The 14,900-nt window shown below is 58.0% G+C and carries 10 protein-coding genes; 3 read left to right on the forward strand and 7 right to left on the reverse strand.

Annotated elements, in window-relative coordinates:
- The first annotated feature begins 63 nt into the window (after positions 1 to 63).
- Positions 64 to 1,782, forward strand: coding sequence for a C13 family peptidase (locus tag GIW48_RS03540; RefSeq protein WP_236460102.1), 1,719 nt, complete (start codon positions 64 to 66; stop codon positions 1,780 to 1,782).
- A gap of 29 nt (positions 1,783 to 1,811) precedes the next feature.
- Positions 1,812 to 2,453 carry an oxidoreductase gene (locus GIW48_RS03545; protein ID WP_236460103.1) on the forward strand — a complete coding sequence of 214 codons (642 nt, stop codon included), beginning with the start codon at positions 1,812 to 1,814 and terminating at the stop codon, positions 2,451 to 2,453.
- A 114-nt stretch (positions 2,454 to 2,567) separates the two neighbouring features.
- On the opposite strand, the gene GIW48_RS03550 is transcribed toward GIW48_RS03545, so the two are convergent.
- The 7 genes from GIW48_RS03550 to GIW48_RS03580 all read right to left on the reverse strand — a co-directional run bounded on the left by GIW48_RS03550 (position 2,568) and on the right by GIW48_RS03580 (position 13,073).
- Complete coding sequence (locus GIW48_RS03550; protein ID WP_170038070.1) at positions 2,568 to 2,852, reverse strand: YceK/YidQ family lipoprotein; 285 nt, start codon at positions 2,850 to 2,852, stop codon at positions 2,568 to 2,570.
- Positions 2,845 to 3,474, reverse strand: coding sequence for a flavin prenyltransferase UbiX (gene ubiX, locus GIW48_RS03555; RefSeq protein ID WP_017136038.1), 630 nt, complete (start codon positions 3,472 to 3,474; stop codon positions 2,845 to 2,847). Before ubiX ends, GIW48_RS03550 begins: the two co-directional genes overlap by 8 nt.
- Positions 3,471 to 4,820 (reverse strand): UDP-N-acetylmuramate:L-alanyl-gamma-D-glutamyl-meso-diaminopimelate ligase, encoded by a 1,350-nt coding sequence (gene mpl / locus GIW48_RS03560; RefSeq protein WP_017136037.1) that lies wholly within the window; start codon positions 4,818 to 4,820, stop codon positions 3,471 to 3,473. Before mpl ends, ubiX begins: the two co-directional genes overlap by 4 nt.
- Positions 4,821 to 4,933: 113 nt before the next feature.
- Positions 4,934 to 6,034: a hypothetical protein gene (locus GIW48_RS03565; RefSeq protein WP_236460104.1), complete on the reverse strand. Its 1,101-nt coding sequence runs from the start codon at positions 6,032 to 6,034 to the stop codon at positions 4,934 to 4,936.
- 487 nt (positions 6,035 to 6,521) lie between these two features.
- On the reverse strand, positions 6,522 to 7,508 hold the full coding sequence (locus GIW48_RS03570; protein WP_170038068.1) for a hypothetical protein: 987 nt from the start codon (positions 7,506 to 7,508) through the stop codon (positions 6,522 to 6,524).
- Positions 7,509 to 7,784: 276 nt separating this feature from the next.
- Positions 7,785 to 10,991, reverse strand: a complete 3,207-nt coding sequence (locus GIW48_RS03575; protein ID WP_170038066.1) for a hypothetical protein — start codon at positions 10,989 to 10,991, stop codon at positions 7,785 to 7,787.
- A gap of 171 nt (positions 10,992 to 11,162) precedes the next feature.
- A complete protein-coding gene (locus tag GIW48_RS03580) occupies positions 11,163 to 13,073 on the reverse strand; it encodes a sigma-54-dependent Fis family transcriptional regulator (protein ID WP_138450481.1) in 1,911 nt (636 codons plus the stop codon).
- A 271-nt stretch (positions 13,074 to 13,344) separates the two neighbouring features.
- Between GIW48_RS03580 and exaC the strand changes: the two genes are divergently transcribed.
- Positions 13,345 to 14,865 (forward strand): acetaldehyde dehydrogenase ExaC, encoded by a 1,521-nt coding sequence (gene exaC, locus GIW48_RS03585; RefSeq protein ID WP_058420203.1) that lies wholly within the window; start codon positions 13,345 to 13,347, stop codon positions 14,863 to 14,865.
- Positions 14,866 to 14,900 lie beyond the last annotated feature (35 nt).

The raw sequence follows: 14,900 nt of genomic DNA on the forward strand, positions 1-14,900 counted from the left end.
GTAAATTTATGTATGAATCTCGCAGCTGCGGCATACTCGGCGCTCAATTATCCGGATCCCGCTATGCGCCCACTCGCTCCCCTTGCCCTTGCCCTGTTGCTCACCGCTTGCGGAGACGGCGAATCGCTGTTGCCGCCCGATGCGCGCCTGCCCGACGGCGGCCGTTACCGGGGTGATGTGGTCAACGGTTTGCTGCAAGGCCAGGGCCGCGTGGACTACCCCAATGGCAGTTGGTACGCCGGCCAGTTCGACAAAGGCCAGTGGCACGGCCAGGGCGAATGGCATGGCAGCAATGGCGAGGTCTATAAAGGCCAGTTCCAGCAAGGCCTGTTCGATGGCCAAGGCAGCCTGACCACGGCGGGCAGCAGCTACGTCGGCGGTTTCAAGAACGGGCGACGCAACGGAGAAGGCACCCTCAAAGAGGGGCAGATGACCTATCGCGGCGAATTCAAAAACGATCAATATTCCGGCCTTGGCCGCCTGGAATTGGCCGACGGCAGCCAGTACCAGGGCCAGTTCGTGCACGGCAAACCCAATGGCGAAGGCCAGCGCAACGACGACAGTGGCAACCAGTTCAGTGGTCGTTTTGTCGATGGCCAGCTTGAAGGCAATGGCACCTTCAACAGTGCCGACGGCGATATCTATGTCGGCCAGTTCAAACAGAACCAGCTCAACGGCAAGGGCCGTTATGAAAACGCCGACGGCGACGTGTGGATCGGCCAGTTCAAGGAAGGCGCGCTCAGCGGCAAAGGCGAGTTGATCGGTGTGGACGGCAGCCACTACGTGGGCCAGTTCAGCGAATGGCGCTTCAGCGGCGAAGGCCGTCTGAACCTCACCGACGGCAGTTTCTATGTCGGCGGTTTCGACAGCGACAGCTACCAGGGCAAAGGCACCCTGGTACTCACCGACGGCACCGTGCAGGCCGGCACTTGGGTCAACGGCATGCGCGTGCGCGATGCCGACGGCAAGTTGCTGCCCGACCCACTGGAGGTCGGCATACTGGCCCAGGGCCGCTTGCTCGATGCCGCCCTTGCCGCCGTGCCACCCTCCACGCCTGCCGTCGAGCTGTACACCCTGGTATTGGCCGGCGATGGCAAACAAAGCGTGTTCCTGCGCGAAGCCGATTACGTCAGCAACATGCTCGCCACGCGCTTCGGTGCGCGCGGGCAGATTCGTCTGGTCAACCACCGCGACCACATCGCCGACCGCCCGCTGGCCACCCGCGAAAGCCTGCGCCGCGCTGTGCAAACCCTGGCCGAACGCACCGGGCCGCAAGACCTGGTGTTTATCTACATGACCAGCCACGGCACCCACGAACATGAACTGGTACTCGACCAGCCGCGCATGGAGCTGGCCGACCTGCCCGCCGACGAGCTGGCCGCCGTGCTTGCGCCGCTCAAGGACCGCGACAAGATCATCGTGATTTCCGCCTGCTACTCCGGTGGGTTTATCCCGGCCCTGAAGGACGAGCACACGCTGATCATGACCGCCTCGCGCGCGGATCGCGTGTCCTTCGGTTGCTCCGAGGAAGCGGACTTCACCTACTTCGGCGACGCCTTGTTCGCCCAGGCCTTCAACCAGACCGACGATTTGCAACAAGCCTTCAAACTGGCGCAGCTGCACGTGGCCGAGCGTGAACAGGCGGACAACTTCGAAGCCTCTGAACCGCAGATCTGGGCGCCCAAAAGCGTGATCGCCCACTGGCAATTGTTACGTAAACAGCAGGCACGAAAGGCGCTCGAAAGCGTCTCAATGAATAGCAAGGAAGCCAAAGGCAACTAAGCTGTAACGTGTAACAAGGGGGAAACACCATGTACCTGACACCTCAGCATATCCTGCTCGCCGGCGCCTCCGGCCTGACCGGCGAACACCTGCTCGACCGCCTGCTCAACGAACCCACGGTGACCCGCGTACTGGCACCTAGCCGCAAGCCGTTGGCCGAGCACCCACACCTGGAAAACCCGGTGGGTGACCCGGCGGTGTTCCTGCCGCAACTGAGCGGCCAGGTTGATATCGCCTTCTGCTGCCTGGGCACCACGATTAAAAAAGCCGGTTCAGAAGAAGCCTTCCGTGCGGTCGACCTGGACATGGTGGTGGCCTTCGCCATGCGCGCACGGGAGATGGGCGCTCGGCACCTGATCGTGATCAGCGCGATTGGCGCCGACCCGAAGTCCTCGATTTTCTACAACCGCGTCAAAGGCGAAATGGAGCAAGCGCTCAAGGCTCAGGACTGGCCGCAACTGACCATCGTACGGCCTTCGTTGCTGCTGGGGGAACGCTTGGAATCGCGCCTGGCCGAGAAAATCGCCGGGCCGTTATCGCGGTTGATTCCGGGCAAATACCACGGTATCGAAGTCTGCGAACTGGCCCGCGCCATGTGGCGCCTGGCGCTGGAAGAGCAGGATGGCGTGCGGGTGGTGGAGTCGGATGAGTTGCGCAAGCTCGGCAAATGATCTAGCAGCGCCTGTGCGGGCCCCATCGCAGGCAAGCCAGCTCCCACCTTTGGAAGGCATTCCCCTGTGGGAGCCGGGCTTGCCCGCGATGGGGCCCGCACACTCAACGCAACACTAAAGCCCGCCCGTTGCGTTAAACCCCACACCCAACACCGTCAATAACGACAGCGGCAACAGCAAGGTGTCGAGCACCGCACTGGCCGGCAGGTCGATATGCGGATAGCTCGGCGCCTCAGCGCCAAATCGATCCTTGGCGCAACAGCCGCCATTGATCGCATACACATCCAGCCGCGTGCCGGCATACACCACCGGCGCCCCGGGTTGCGCGGCATCCAGCGTGCGCGCCGTGGCGCAGCCTGTCAGTTGCAGCGCCAACATTACCAGCAGCGCCTTATTCATCGCTGCTCAAATGGTGCTCGCCCCAACGTGGCAGCATGTCCTGGGGAATGTTCAGCAGGTTGAGAATGCGCGCCACTACAAAGTCCACCAGGTCATCGATGGTTTGCGGCTGGTGATAAAACCCTGGCGAGGCCGGCAAGATGGTCACGCCCATGTTCGACAGCTTGAGCATGTGCTCCAGGTGAATACTCGAATACGGCGCCTCGCGCGGCACCAGGATCAACTGGCGGCGCTCCTTCAGGGTAACGTCAGCCGCCCGCTCGATCAGATTGTTGCAGGCGCCCGTGGCAATCGCCGACAAGGTGCCGGTGGAGCACGGCACTACCACCATCGCCGCCGGCGCACCGGAGCCGGACGCTACCGGCGACATCCAGTCTTCTTTACCGTACACCTTGATCTGCCCGGCAGCCGCGCCGGTGTACTCGGTGAGGAAGGCTTGCATCATCTGCACCTTGGCCGGCAGTTGCACATCCGTCTCGGTGGCCAGCACCAGTTGCGCGGCCTTGGAAATCAGGAAGTGCACCTCGCGGTCTTCGCGCACCAGGCAGTCCAGCAAGCGCAGGCCGTAAGGCGCACCGGACGCGCCGGTCATCGCCAGGGTAATGCGTTCCGGGCCACTCATTTGAGCGCCTCGGCCAGCTTGCCGTGCAGGCCACCGAAACCGCCGTTGCTCATGACCACCACATGGGTGCCGGGCTTGGCTTGATGTTTGACGTGTTCGATGATCGCTTCAATGGAGTCGCACACGATGGAAGGCACCGTGCACAGCGCCGCAATCGCCGGCAGGTCCCAGCCGAGGTTAGTCGGGGCGTACCAAACCACCTGGTCGGCGTCGTTGACGCTTTCCGGCAAACCATCGCGGTGCGCGCCGAGTTTCATGGAATTGGAGCGCGGCTCAATAATGGCAATGATATTGGCATCACCGACGCGCTTGCGCAGGCCATCCAGCGTGGTCGCAATGGCTGTTGGGTGGTGGGCAAAGTCGTCGTAGATGGTAATCCCGTTCACATCAGCGACTTTTTCCATACGGCGTTTCACGCTCTTGAACGCGCTCAAGGCGGCGATGCCCATGGAAGGCACCACGCCCACATGCCGTGCGGCCGCCAGGGTGACCAAGGCGTTGGCGACGTTATGTTGACCGGTCATGTCCCATTCGACGACGCCTTGGGCCTCACCCTCGAACAGCACTTCAAAGCGCGAGCCGTCTTCGCTGAGCAACTTGACCTGCCACTGCCCGCCCGCGCCGGTGGTTTGCACCGGCGTCCAGCAGCCCATGTCGATCACGCGCTGCAGGGCCGGCTCGGTGGTCGGGTGAATGACCAGGCCTTCGCTGGGGATGGTGCGCACCAAATGGTGGAACTGGCGCTCAATGGCGGCCAGATCAGGGAAAATGTCCGCGTGGTCGAACTCAAGATTGTTGAGGATCGCGGTGCGCGGGCGGTAATGGACGAACTTGGAGCGTTTGTCGAAGAAGGCGCTGTCGTATTCATCGGCCTCAATCACAAAAAACGGCGTATCGCCCAAACGCGCCGACACCGAGAAGTTCTGCGGCACACCGCCGATCAGGAAACCCGGGCTCATGCCCGCATGCTCAAGCACCCAGGCCAGCATGCTGCTGGTGGTGGTCTTGCCATGGGTGCCCGCCACAGCAAGAACCCAGCGGCCTTGCAGCACATGGTCGGCCAGCCATTGCGGGCCGGAGACATAGGGCAAGCCCTTGTTGAGTACATATTCGACCGCCGGGTTACCACGTGACATGGCGTTACCGATCACCACCAGATCCGGGACCGGGTCGAACTGTGAGGGGTCGTAACCTTGGGTCAGCTCAATACCCTGGGCCTGAAGCTGCGTGCTCATGGGCGGATAAACGTTGGCGTCGGAGCCAGTAACGTGATGGCCCAACTCTTTGGCCAGGACCGCCATCGAACCCATGAATGTGCCGCAGATACCCAGAATATGAATGTGCATAGTTGACCTCGTAAACATCGAGGCAGGTTAGCGCAGGGAGTAGGAAATCGCACCTTTTAAACGGTCAGCGGGCGAGCGAAATGCGTCTGGCATTTCGCTCGATAGTGCCATCCTCAAGCGATGGCGGGTGCTTGAGTGTTGCGCTGACTGGCTTTCAAAGCAGCGAGCAAACGCAGGTTTTCATAGGCCTCGTCCATGCGCTTGAACTTCTTGTCGATCAGGTCAAGACGCCCTTCTGCATCGGCAGGTATGGGTTCGCCGGGTTTATATGGTTTAAAAATAATTCCGTTCTGCCGGGTGATCTTCTTCAATTGTTGCTCAGAGAACCTGAGTATCTTTTCCAGGTTGCTTAAGCGTGCGTCGTTATCGGTTGGCCAACGTTCACTCTTGGTAAATACACGGTTGTTCTCGCCCAACAGAATCATGACGGTGGAGCCCATGCCCAACAGCTTTATCTCGAAATCATCCAGGCGCTGGTCAATCGTGCCTGCCGAATCGGCTGTCGAATCGGGCGTCGAATCAACGTGCTCGGCAGCGTCACCTTTTTTGGGCGGGCTGCTGGCGCCGGGCAAAAACGGTGGCGGCAATACACCAGGGGCGTAAGAAGACTTGATCCGCTCTCCGGCGGCCACGGAGCCTGCATAGGCTGCTACGTTGATCGGCGCGCTGACCATCCCGGTGATACCGGCACTGATAGCCGCATCACGAGCAACGCGCAGGGCGCTTGGCCCGGTATCAATCACACCGGCCTTGACCAGTCTGTCGGCATCAAAAACTCGCTTGGCAGCCTCCGCCACACTGATAGGCGCCTGCTTGCGCAAATTGGCCATCATCAACTCGTCATTGGCCTTGATTTTATTGATCTGCATGACAGTGCTCCCCGCGTCCTTGAACCCACCGCCCTGGGGCTTGGGTGCAGGCCCGGGCTTGCTCGGCGGCGCGGGTTTAGGATCTGGTTTCGGCTTGGGCGGCACGGGCGGACGTGGGCGCGGTGGTAGCGGCGGCGGCCCAGGAGCAGGAGCAGGTGGTGGAGATGGAGGCCTCGGCCCCCTTCCACCTCCCCACTTGAGGTTTTTGCTCTCGATGGCCCCCTTGGTTTGCGACAAAGGCCAATCAGCAGGATCGCCTTTATACGACTCGAGCTGCGCAGCAGGCTGGTCGACGGATACAGGGTGTGAAGCAATGAAAGTGGCCATTGAAGGAATAATGTTCATAGTGTTCACCCGCGTGATTGTTATTGTATGAAAACACTCTAAGCAGTTGCCCTGAATGAGTGGGCACCCCACCCAGTACAGTTCCAGCCAGAGCCTGCCAACACGCCCTGTAAGACAAAGCCGTCTCACGGATGAAGCACAGCGTTAAACTCGACACTTTAAGCGTTCCCACCTACCTTGCTGTTCGAGCTATCTTTTTAGACTTGCACAGCCGCTCAGGCCGGCGCTGCAGCGCACTTTCGTACGCGATGAACGTGTTCATCCCGGCCCAGCACTTCTCTATGCCAATCAATCAGCGCCGATAGCGCTATGCGCAAGATCAGCAGAAACCGGAAGCACTCACATAAGCACGTCATAAAAAATTACTTCACCCGCAAGAAAAGCCCGCACTCTTTAATTAGAGTGCAGGTCAATCAGAGTGCAGGCGTTCAGCGCAGCGTCGACCTCGTTCCCGCCAATCGCCTGACCCGTGACACGCGCCGGCCTACTAGTTGGCACTGCCCGATACTTTCCCCTTTAAGACACCGAACAGTGCCGTCAGGGCCGCCAGCCTGGAATCGATGACAGCTGTGCGGGTCTTAATATCGTCGCTATCACCGCCCGAGGTAGCAGGTTGAAACTTAACGCCGTACTTTTGTGCATCCTTAACCAGTTCGGGCTCGCAATAGTCAAGTATTGCATCGAGAGAATCCAAACGTTCCTCATCGGTTTGCGCTGCCCATTTGTCCGATGGCCCAACATGCCCTTCGCCCCGCAGATTGGCTAAGGTATTGGCCACTTGAAATACACTTGTCTGCTTACGATCGACGAGCTTTCCTTCATCAACGGGGGCGCCCTCAGCAACGGTGACACCCTCAGCAACGGGGGCACCCTCAGCAACGGGGGTTGCACTGAGGTGAGGCTTAATAGTTTCATTGATAGTTCCGATGGTCACAAAAGCAACTATCGTAACTGGCAAAGTAATCGATGACGTCACCAGTGCATTTTTATACGCCTTACCCAGCTCAAATTTGGACTCCGCCCCTGAGGCTTTGCTTAAATCCGCTGCATTTTCCTCAAGCGCTCGAGAAGAGAACGGTGGAACCTCTTGCCCATCGACTCGACCCGGTGTGGGCTGAGCGAACAACTTGTCACGGGCTTCAGCATCTTTTTGCGTTTGCCACTTTTTCCTGTTCGCTTCTCTATAGTCAGCCACTTGCGAAGCAGTGGCATTTGTATCAGTGGCCTGCCCCGGCTGTCGTTGGCCACTGGCGTGCCCCGGACCTTCGAGGGATGTCACTTGTTTATCAATGAACCCCTGATCAAAACCGTTATTGCTACCGTCTGCGGGTTTGGCCGCTGCCGCGCCCTCTATCTTGGGAGCATCAGGTGTTCTTACAGGGCTAGGCGGCTCGCTTCTGGTCCATCCGCCACTGAAAAAATTCGAAATCTTTGAGCATACCAATGGCCGTTCAACTGCATTTGCAAATATCATAACGTTCTGCCTAATAATTAGTTTTAATTAGAAAGCCATCCATTTCCTTCAGCCATTAGGTGACACAAATACCTCATACAGTTCCAGGCTATAAAAAAATACGCACCCGCCACTGACCTACAACAACGTCGGCAAAAACGATCCAGGCACACAGGCACAGTGCGTCAGCCGCACGGATACTAAAAATCGCAGCCCGACGACTCAACCAAACGCGAACTTATTAACAACTCAGACGGGCGCGGCGACTTTTTCGCTAAGCCGCGCCCGTTAAAACCATTATGGTTTATCCGAAGGCGTCAGTGCATTCAGCACTCCAAACTGTGCTAACTGAGGGCCAAAGGGTGTATTGGTAACAGTACTGTATGCATACCAAGCGCCCTTTTTAAATAGCGCAACTACTGGCCTGCTTACACCGTCCGACTCCACCTGATAGAAGCCCTTGACAATATCACCCTCCTTGTAACTTCCTGTCACCTCATAAAATCTGTAATTCCCTTTCAGTCGAGCAAGCACCTCATCTGAATGTTTGCGTACCGTCTTTAAATCCTTACCTAAGGCGACTATCCCCCGTTTAAAGTTTTTTGGCAGATCAACGATATCGGTAACCCCCACAGAAGCACCGACCCCTGCAAAAAAAGACCGTTTGAGCACCTTGCCTGCTGACTTACCAAGCTTCAAGGCCCTATTCGCGGCACTCGCCCCGGGGAGAAAAAACCCTAAAAAATCGAACCCGATATTAAAAGCTGCGCCGGCAACATTGCCGTCGATCGCATCTTTAATACCATCATAGAAGGGAATAAGCGAAAGGAGAAAATTGTTGACAGCTTGATTAGCTCTGGTGTTCTTTTCAATCCTCGTTTCACCGAAAAGCTTTGTTTTTAAATAATCATAATCCTTGGTAAAAAAATCACCCACCGCGGCACCCAGCGAACCGTTTCGTTGAGAAAAATACGGCGTTCTTGCTTCACCGATTACATCAGGCGAATCACGCTCATTATTGGTGGCAAATTCTGTAAACACATTGTACGTGCCAGGGACTCGTGCCTCGTAACCCGGAGAAAAATACCTGCGATCGTCAAAGTTTGGCTGCTCTGCCGGCACTCCCTTTTCCTTAACAATTTTTCCCAGGGCTGGAAAATAACTAAAGTACTCAACCGCCCCCTGCCCGCCCTCAACTTTCATAAGCAAGCCTTGCCCCCCTTCCAACTCTTTGAGTTCGTGTGGAGTGGGCTTTCGGGGTTGGCGTCCGGGGTAAAGCTGTAGGTTGTTCGTTTCCTCTGTGCCCAAAAAAGGACGAGACACTCGCATGAACGTTACAGTTGATTGACTTATACGCTCCTGTTCAGCCATAGACAGCAAAGACGCCTGATATTTGAACTGAATAGCCCACCCCGCGGCCTGAGTCTTTTTATAGCCCTCAAACTTCTCAGCAAACGTTTGGCCGATATTGTTATCAAGCTCAGAAAAGCGAGACTTCATCTGCGTCCAAGGCAACTCCTTTTCATCACGTGACTTCCACCTGTCTGGCTCAAAAGGCTTCGTCATATAGACATCAAGTGGCGATACGATATAACGGCTATCCATGACACTGCATAAGGTTGTCTTCGTCGGATCAACATCCGGGTACACCCGTTTGAACTCAGACAGCGCCTCCGACTCCCGCGTCGGTGGCGGCTTCAATAACTCAGTGCGTGCCCATTCCAGTTCCCTTTTCTGCTTCTTTAACACGCGCTGTGATTGCTCAACCTCCTCGGGCGTATATCGACCGTCGGGGCTGTATTTTATCACCTTGTTAGCGACCCCCCACGCCCTAAGCGGATTGATCGACATGCTTGCTAACGCGTCCTCATCCTCAAGGAGATTAAGTTGCACATCGGCATAGTTCACTATTTGACGAAACGTCATGTTTCCCGATGCGCCGCCGCGATCTTCCTGCTCTACCAGTGCAACCGCTATAGAAAATTCAGTCCACGTATAAGACCCAAAAACCAGTTCGGGAGGAATATTTTTTACTTTGAGTTCAGGGGCGACGGCGGACAGTAATAGCTGCGCAGCAAGAGGGGCCACATCCGCGCCCAGCTTAGTTTCAAGATAAGTCGTAAAACGTTTAACAATCTCAGAAGCGCTAGCCCCCATATTGTCGCGTTGATAGAGGTTATAACCCGCCACGTTGAAGCATGACTTATCCGGGTTAGGATCAAGGTCCTGCAAGAGCGCCGCAGTCAATGCCTCAATCGCACCGGTCGGCGACTCTGCTGAGCTGATTCTTTTTTGTATGTCCAGGCCCAACGTCTGTGCATCGGGCGTCCGAATGAGCTGGTCCAATGCCAATGAGGGATTGTCCAGAATCATCTTCTGGGCAGGCGCCCCAGGCCTGTTCATCAGGCTACGTATAAAACTGCCGGCTCCTGCGTGAGAATCAGCAGCCGGGCTTGCATGTTTCAACTTCCACGGTTCCACTACCGCCTTCATCTTGCGCAACGCGGTTTTATTCAGCAGTCCAGCAATATGCCTGACGCCCCCACCGTCGGCCCCAGGCATCCGATGGGCAAGGTCAAAGGAGAGTGCGTTCGCCAAGCCAAGCGCCTGCGCACGGTTGCCAGGTAGCTTATGCCCCTTATTTTCGAGCATCTGAGCAACACTTATCTCCCGGCGCTGCTCCTCGATAAATAAACTTGAACGTCGGTCAATCGGGACCATAACGTTATTCAGATCTATTTTCCCTTCAGCATCGTCTACCTGGGCGTTCAGCGCCGCGATAAGTGCATGACGATTAGCGTCATCACCCAGCGCCTTGCCCTGCTCCACTAACGCCTCGACAGATCGCTGGGACGCATGACCCACAGGTGCGAACTCAAACGCTGACCCGGCCCTCAGTTTCTCTCGATGCGCGGCGGCTTGCGAAGGGGAGAGATCGATAGGTTCTGCGTAAAATCGACCCACCGTGTACAGCGGCACCTTACCGTCCGGCCAAGGATAACTGAACGCCTGCCCAGGCTTTGGAGCGATCACCCTGGCAATCGACAACAGCACCCTGGAGATGTCCGACCAACCCGAATTGTCTTCTAAGGAAAAAGTGTGGATCTTGCCATTTACAATTCCCGTCAATTCCCCGGCGAACGGATCCACTTTGAGGCTTTTGCTATCAAGGCCCTGTTCTTTCGCCCACGATAAAAACCCCCGGCTTTTAAAGGCGTCGTCCAATTGGGTCCGCCAACGACCGAGTGTGGACTGCGCAGGCACTTGAACATCCATTGGCCCCATTGAGGTGTGAAAGGAGCGCGTCGCTAATGCTAACGCGTAGGGCCTCGCCAACTGAGCGTCAGCCACCGCCCGGGTTTCGGGGGTGTCAGGCACCTGAGCATCCGTGTTGCGTTCATCATGTGCTTTATCGGTGCTAACCCTGGCGCCAGCCGCAGGAGGCTCATCGGCCCCTGTACTGAATAAGATGGGTGATACTTTCACTGCTTCAATATTTGTCATTTCCACACCCAAACCCGAATAAAAACAAGTAACTATTCAGAGACTGAGTGGCTCACAACTATACAAATCACACAAAAAACATCAGGCAAGGTTTATCCAAACGTTTCAACCCACTTCTCTCATGGGCGACTAAAAGCGGGCACTATGAGGGCTGCAGTAACAACGTGCAGATCACGCGTGTGAACAACGTTCAATTCCGTGCCGACGTAACTTCCTGTAAAGCGTATTCCGGCTCACGCCTAAACTTTCTGCCGTGCGGGACATGTGCCAATGTTGCTGTTTGAGTGCATTGAGTAACGCTACACGCTCTGCATCGTCCAGTACGCCCCCCTGCTGGGGCTCTAAAGCCCTCACGGGGCGCGGTTGGCGAATGATGGGCGGCAGGTCTTCAACGCTGATTTTCCCGTCCTCGCACAACGCCGCCAAAGTACGCAACACGTTGCGCAATTGCCGAATGTTTCCCGGCCAGGCGTAGTCCAGCAAAGCGCGCCGCGCTGGCTCATCAAGCACCACCGCTTGCCCTGCGGCTTCCTCCGCCAGCAAAAACGCCAGTAATTGCGCTTTGTCGCTGCGGTCGCGCAAGGGCGGCACGGCAATCTCAAGGCCGTTGAGGCGATAGTAAAGGTCTTCGCGGAAGCTACCGTCGGCAACACGCGCTAACAGGTCGCGGTGGGTCGCGCTGATGATTCTGACGTCCACCGCCTGCGGCGCGCCCCCGATGGGCACCACCACGCGGTCTTCCAGCACCCTTAAAAGACGGGTTTGCAACGCGAAAGGCATGTCGCCTATCTCATCGAGAAACAGGGTGCCGCCATCGGCCTGCTGTAATTTACCGCGCATGCCTTCTTTCAGCGCGCCGGTAAAGCTGCCGCCGCGATAACCGAACAACTCGCTTTCAATCAGGTTTTCCGGGATGGCGGCGCAATTAAGCGCAACGAAAGCCTTGTCGGCGCGCTGGCTGGCTTGATGCACCGCCTTGGCGAAGGCTTCTTTACCACAGCCGGTTTCGCCGTTGATCAACAGGGGCACGTCGCGCTCGAATACCCTGAGGGCCTTGCGAAAATCACTCTGTAACACCGGGTCACCGAGGCAGATGCCCGGCAGGCGCGGTGCCTCGGGCGTGGCCATCGGCGCCGGCGGTGTACTCCGTGCCTGACCACGCAACGCAGCGAACAAATGCCGGCCATCGCGCGTACGCAACGGCCAACTGGCGGTGGCATTGGCACTGGCGCGGCCGAGCAACTGGTCCAGCGAGCATTCGAAAAACGCTTCCACCGGCTGCCCCAGCAAACCGCCCCGCGCCTGGCCCAGCAGGTTCAGGGCGCTCTGGTTGACCGCACAGATACGTCCGTCACCGTCGAAGGCCAGCAGCCCTTCGCTGAACAACCCCACAGATTCCGCCTGCAAGTGAAAGCGCAGCAGCCAGTGCTTTTCAAAATGGCGCAGGAAGTAACAACTTTCGATCATCTTGGCCGACAAGTTCACCAGCGCCATGGTGTGGAACTGGCTTTGGCGCGACACCGCCTCACGTGCAGAAGACACATCCAGCACGGCCAGCAGTTCTCCATGGGGATCGAACACCGGGCTCGCTGAGCAGGTCAGACCGGTGTGGCGGCCGCGAAAATGCTCATCGCGGTGAATGGTCAGCGACTGGCGCTCCACCAGGCAGGTGCCGATGCCATTGGTGCCCTCGCACGCCTCGCTCCAGTCGGCCCCCAGCCATAGCCCCGCACGCTCGAACACCTTGCGCTCGGCCGGCGCGGTAACGCAGTTGAGGATCACCCCACGCGCATCGGTGAGCAGCACCGCATGGCCGGCGCCGGAAAGTTGTTGATGCAGGCTGTTCATCTCACTGCCGGCAATGCGCAGCACTTGCTGCAAGCGCTCGCGACTTTCCAGCAGGCGCCCGTGTTCCAGCACGGTGGGCGCCATGGTCAGCGCGGGGTCGAGGTGATAGTCCTCAAGGCACCGCAACCAGGACCGGGCGATGGACGGGTCGCTGCCGGGGCCGTGGGCGAGGTCTTGCCCGCGGGTGACGGTGAGGACCTGTTGAGCATGGCGACTGAAATGATCGTTGTGCATGTTCTTATTATTCTCCCTGCGTGAGAGCAGCCAGCATCCCCCAGCCATCCGGCCATTGCAATCCCGCGCCGACCCACCGGTCACAGGGTGTATCGCTTATGGCACAAACTGTCACACCGTCTGTGCCAGCCTTGTCACCGTAACGCCTCGCAACAAAGCTCAAACCCTTGATTTAACAGGTGTGTAAAGCGATGGCCCAACCTTTGCTCTACGCTTTATCACGCGCAACACCGCTGTACTCCAATAAACATAAAAGCAGGAGATACCCACCATGCGTTACGCACATCCCGGCACCGAAGGCTCGATCGTTTCCTTCAAGGCCAAGTACGGCAACTTCATCGGCGGCGAGTTCGTTGCACCGGTGGACGGCAACTATTTCACTAACACCTCGCCGGTCAACGGCAAGCCCATCGCCGAATTCCCGCGCTCCACTGCCAAAGACATCGACAAGGCACTGGATGCCGCCCACGCCGCCGCTGACGCCTGGGGCAAGACCTCGGCCCAGGACCGCTCGCTGGTGCTGCTGAAAATCGCCGACCGCATCGAACAGAACCTCGAACTGCTGGCCATCACCGAGACCTGGGACAACGGCAAGGCCGTGCGTGAAACCCTCAACGCCGACATCCCGCTGGCCGCTGACCACTTCCGCTATTTCGCCGGTTGCATCCGCGCCCAGGAAGGCACCAGCGCCGAGATCAACGAACTTACCGCGTCCTACCACTTCCACGAGCCGCTGGGTGTGGTCGGCCAGATCATCCCGTGGAACTTCCCGCTGCTGATGGCCGCGTGGAAACTCGCACCGGCCCTGGCCGCCGGTAACTGCGTGGTGCTCAAACCCGCCGAGCAAACCCCGCTGGGCATCAACGTGCTGATGGAGCTGATCGGCGACCTGCTGCCGCCTGGCGTGCTGAACGTGGTGCACGGCTTCGGCAAAGAAGCTGGCGAAGCACTGGCCACCAGCAAGCGCATCGCCAAGATCGCCTTCACCGGCTCCACGCCGGTGGGCTCGCACATCATGCACGCGGCGGCCGAAAACATTATTCCGTCCACCGTTGAGCTGGGCGGCAAGTCGCCGAACATCTTCTTTGCCGACATCATGAAAGCCGAACCTTCGTTTATCGAAAAAGCCGCCGAAGGCCTGGTGCTGGCGTTCTTTAACCAAGGCGAAGTGTGCACCTGCCCATCCCGTGCGCTGGTGGAAGAGTCGATCTACGACGACTTCATGAAAGTGGTGATGAAGAAGGTCGAGCAGATCAAACGCGGCGACCCGCTGGACACCGACACCATGGTCGGCGCCCAGGCGTCCGAGCAGCAGTTCGACAAGATCCTGTCCTACCTGGAAATCGCCAAGGGCGAAGGCGCGCAACTGCTCACCGGCGGCAAGGTCGAGCAACTGACCGGCGACATGGCCGGTGGTTATTACATCCAGCCGACGCTGCTCAAGGGCACCAATGAGATGCGCGTGTTCCAGGAAGAAATCTTCGGCCCGGTGGTGAGCATCACCACCTTCAAGGACGAAGCCGAAGCCCTGGCGATTGCCAACGACACCGAGTTCGGCCTCGGCGCCGGCGTGTGGACCCGCGACATCAACCGCGCCTACCGCATGGGCCGCGCGATCAAGGCGGGCCGCGTGTGGACCAACTGCTACCACCTGTACCCGGCGCATGCCGCGTTTGGTGGCTACAAGAAGTCCGGCGTGGGCCGCGAGACCCACAAGATGATGTTGGATCACTACCAGCAGACCAAGAACCTGCTGGTGAGCTACGACATTAATCCGTTGGGCTTTTTCTAACTAACACCCGCTCCACCATTTGAAATGCAATCAAG

It is taken from the genome of Pseudomonas sp. PA-6-3C (assembly GCF_021605825.1).
Lineage (GTDB): Bacteria > Pseudomonadota > Gammaproteobacteria > Pseudomonadales > Pseudomonadaceae > Aquipseudomonas > Aquipseudomonas edaphica.

Coding starts and splice junctions, on each gene's coding strand:
- GIW48_RS03575 (WP_170038066.1), bottom strand. CDS start 10,991: ATGACAAATATTGAAGCAGTGAAAGTATCACCCATCTTATTCAGTACA.
- GIW48_RS03540 (WP_236460102.1), top strand. CDS start 64: ATGCGCCCACTCGCTCCCCTTGCCCTTGCCCTGTTGCTCACCGCTTGC.
- GIW48_RS03570 (WP_170038068.1), bottom strand. CDS start 7,508: ATGATATTTGCAAATGCAGTTGAACGGCCATTGGTATGCTCAAAGATT.
- ubiX (WP_017136038.1), bottom strand. CDS start 3,474: ATGAGTGGCCCGGAACGCATTACCCTGGCGATGACCGGCGCGTCCGGT.
- mpl (WP_017136037.1), bottom strand. CDS start 4,820: ATGCACATTCATATTCTGGGTATCTGCGGCACATTCATGGGTTCGATG.
- GIW48_RS03580 (WP_138450481.1), bottom strand. CDS start 13,073: ATGCACAACGATCATTTCAGTCGCCATGCTCAACAGGTCCTCACCGTC.
- GIW48_RS03545 (WP_236460103.1), top strand. CDS start 1,812: ATGTACCTGACACCTCAGCATATCCTGCTCGCCGGCGCCTCCGGCCTG.
- exaC (WP_058420203.1), top strand. CDS start 13,345: ATGCGTTACGCACATCCCGGCACCGAAGGCTCGATCGTTTCCTTCAAG.
- GIW48_RS03565 (WP_236460104.1), bottom strand. CDS start 6,034: ATGAACATTATTCCTTCAATGGCCACTTTCATTGCTTCACACCCTGTA.
- GIW48_RS03550 (WP_170038070.1), bottom strand. CDS start 2,852: ATGAATAAGGCGCTGCTGGTAATGTTGGCGCTGCAACTGACAGGCTGC.